Source organism: Protofrankia sp. Cas4 (genome assembly GCF_963555915.1).
In the GTDB taxonomy this organism is placed as follows: domain Bacteria; phylum Actinomycetota; class Actinomycetes; order Frankiales; family Frankiaceae; genus Protofrankia.
This window is the reverse complement of record NZ_CAUVXL010000260.1, coordinates 34,487-37,181: the sequence shown is the minus strand read 5'-3', so window position 1 is coordinate 37,181 and position 2,695 is coordinate 34,487. Positions and strand designations below refer to the sequence as shown.

Below are 2,695 nucleotides of genomic sequence, written 5' to 3'. Positions count from 1 at the left end.
CGCGGATTCGGCCGGCGCGCCACGTTGGATGTGTGAGACGTGGATGGTGACTCTTCTGCAGACATCTTCCTGTTCTACCGCGACGGCACCGGGAAGCAGCAGGTGGTGAACCTGACCGCGGCCGTGGGTGTGACGGTCGGTCGCGGTCCCGGTAGCGACGTCAGGCTGGCGTGGGACAGCAAGGTCTCACGCCTGCATGCACAGTTCCAACAGATCGGAACCAACTGGATACTGATCGACGGAGGGTTGTCCCGTAACGGCACCTTTGTGAACGGGGAACGGCTCGTCGGACGGCGACGGCTCGGGGACGGCGACGTTATTCTCGTCGGTTCGACCTCGCTGACTTATCGTGACAACCGCTTCGGCCGCGCATCCGCCGGCCGTGGCGCGATAGAGACCCAAGACGTGAACAATATCGTGACCCTGCGTTCCCTGTCGTCGACCCAGCTGCTGGTACTGGAATCCCTGTGTCGCCCGTACCAGGAGCGAACCCCGTACACGACTCCCGCAACAAATCGGCAGATCGCCGACGAGTTGTTCTTCAGTGTCGAGGCGGTCAAGACCCACCTACGGACGTTGTTTCGCAAGTTCGGCGTGGAAGAACTGCCGCAGAACCAGAAGCGAATGAAGCTCGTCGAGCTGGCTTTCCAGGCCGGGTTGGTGTCCGAGCGCGAACATTGATCGTCACCACTGGCCCACCACGCCGCACTCCCAACCCCGTCGCCCGATGACTTCGGGCGTTCCGCGGTCAGACCGAGCGTCGCGTGTGGGATGATCGTGGCGGCATCCTTCGCGAGGTGCCCTGGGAGACCGGGGAGAATCGGGAAGCCGGTGAGAGTCCGGCACGGGCCCGCCGCGGTCATCGGGGAGTCACCGTCCACGCGCGCAGGCGCAGCCACTGGGCCACCTGGCCTGGGAAGGCCGGGCGGCCAGGCGTTGATCCGAGAGTCCGAAGACCGGCCTCGCATGTGTGCCACCCGCCGATGGTCGGGTGGTCGGAGCGCGGGAGCCTCGCCATGTCCGTAAACATCTACGATGTGATCAAAAAACGCCGTGACGTGCGTGCCCAGTTCACCGGAGCGCCGATCGCGGCCGATGTCCTGGACCGTGTGCTTGCGGCGGCTCATGCCGCCCCGAGCGTCGGCCTGAGTCAGCCATGGGACTTCATCCTGGTCGAAAACATCCGAACCCGGAAAACCTTTCATGATCATGTCAGGCATGAACAAGCTGTCTTTGCGGCGACACTGACCGCGGACCAAGCCACCCGTTTCAGCCGGATCAAGATCGACGGCGTACTGGAGTCCACGCTGGCCGTCGTGGTGACATACGACCCGCGGCGGGGCGCACCAGCTGTCCTGGGACGACACTCCATCGCGGATGCCGGGCTGTATTCCGTATGTCTGGCCATCGAGAACCTGTGGCTGGCAGCGACCGCCGAAGGCCTCGGCGTCGGCTGGGTGTCCTTCTATCGTGAACAGGCCGTTCGGAACATGCTCGGGATTCCCGACGAGGTCCGGCCGGTCGCGTGGTTGTGCCTGGGACCTGTCACACATCATGAGACCGTTCCCGACCTGGAACGGCACAACTGGGCCTACCGGCGCGCTCTGCCTCAGGCAGTCCATCACGAGATGTGGTAATCAGCCGGTCAGGAATCGACGGTCTGCCACCTTCAGGCAAAGGTGGCCGACCGTCGGCGGCTCTCCGGGAAACTGATGCCAGAACCCGTTTCAGGCTTGTTTCAGAGGGCGGAGACTACCTGGTCGTAGTCCAGCCGTGGGCTGCGGTCGAACCACGGGTTCTCCCCGGGAGTGCCGATGTTTATGACTGCAAGTGTCCGCAACGGCTGGTCGGCGAAGAACTCCTTGTCGACAGCGGTGGCGTCCAGGCCCGTCATCGGGCCGGCCGCCAGCCCAGCGGCGCGGATACCCAGAATGAGGTAGCCGATCTGCAGGCCGGCGTTGAAGCGGGCCGTCTGCTCGCGAGCGACCGGTTCGGTGAAGAAGTCCTTGGCGTTCGGCAGATGGGGGAAAACCTGCGGGAGGTTCTCGTGGAAGTCGACGTCCGCGGCCACGATGGCCACGAGCGGCGCAGACTGCGTCTTCGCCTGGTTACCCGGGCTGAGATGCTGTACCAGCCGTTCCCGAGCCTCGGGCGAACGGACCAGGATGATCCGCAGCGGCTGCGCGTTCATACTGGTCGGCGCCCATTTGATCAGCTCATAGATGGCACGGACCTGCTCGTCGGACACTGGATCGTCGCTGAACGTGTTCGCAGTCCGGGCCGTGTGGAACAACAGATCCGCGGCGGCGGCGTCCAGCAGCAGGGCGTCTTCGCCGGTAGCGATATCGGTGATGGTCATGGAGGTCGGGACTCCTGATAGTCGGGTGGTTGCCATGAGCACTCCGGGGACTGCGGCCTACGGGCGCGCGATCTGACGATCGTCGCGCGCCCGTTGGCCCAGCTGCTTAATTGAACCGACAACTATGCTGCCGGCATCCCGACTGCGATGTGAGCTGCGCCTCCAGGCCCGCTCTCGGCGGGGCCGGGTACGAAGGGCTGCTACCGAGGGCGGCTACCAAGGGCTGCTACCAAGGGCGGCATCGATCCGTGGAGAGTGCTCGGATGTCTAGTAACCCACGTCCGGGGGTCGCGCTGCGGACCCGGCTGATGTTCGGCCTGCTGGCCCTGCTCACGG

At 64.7% G+C, this 2,695-nt stretch carries 4 protein-coding genes and 1 riboswitch; of the genes, 3 read left to right on the top strand and 1 reads right to left on the bottom strand.

Annotated features, from left to right (window positions below):
* Positions 1-39 precede the first annotated feature (39 nt).
* Positions 40-681 (top strand): FHA domain-containing protein, encoded by a 642-nt coding sequence (locus tag U9979_RS23530; protein ID WP_322751809.1) that lies wholly within the window; start codon positions 40-42, stop codon positions 679-681.
* Between the two features lie 97 nt (positions 682-778).
* Positions 779-980, top strand: a riboswitch (cobalamin riboswitch).
* 36 nt (positions 981-1,016) lie between these two features.
* Positions 1,017-1,637: a 5,6-dimethylbenzimidazole synthase gene (bluB, locus tag U9979_RS23525; RefSeq protein WP_322751810.1), complete on the top strand. Its 621-nt coding sequence runs from the start codon at positions 1,017-1,019 to the stop codon at positions 1,635-1,637.
* Positions 1,638-1,738: 101 nt separating this feature from the next.
* On the opposite strand, the gene U9979_RS23520 is transcribed toward bluB, so the two are convergent.
* Positions 1,739-2,353: a malonic semialdehyde reductase gene (locus tag U9979_RS23520; protein WP_416220292.1), complete on the bottom strand. Its 615-nt coding sequence runs from the start codon at positions 2,351-2,353 to the stop codon at positions 1,739-1,741.
* A 155-nt stretch (positions 2,354-2,508) separates the two neighbouring features.
* Between U9979_RS23520 and U9979_RS23515 the strand changes: the two genes are divergently transcribed.
* On the top strand, positions 2,509-2,695 hold a 187-nt coding region (locus tag U9979_RS23515), incomplete at its 3' end, for a hypothetical protein (protein WP_322781002.1).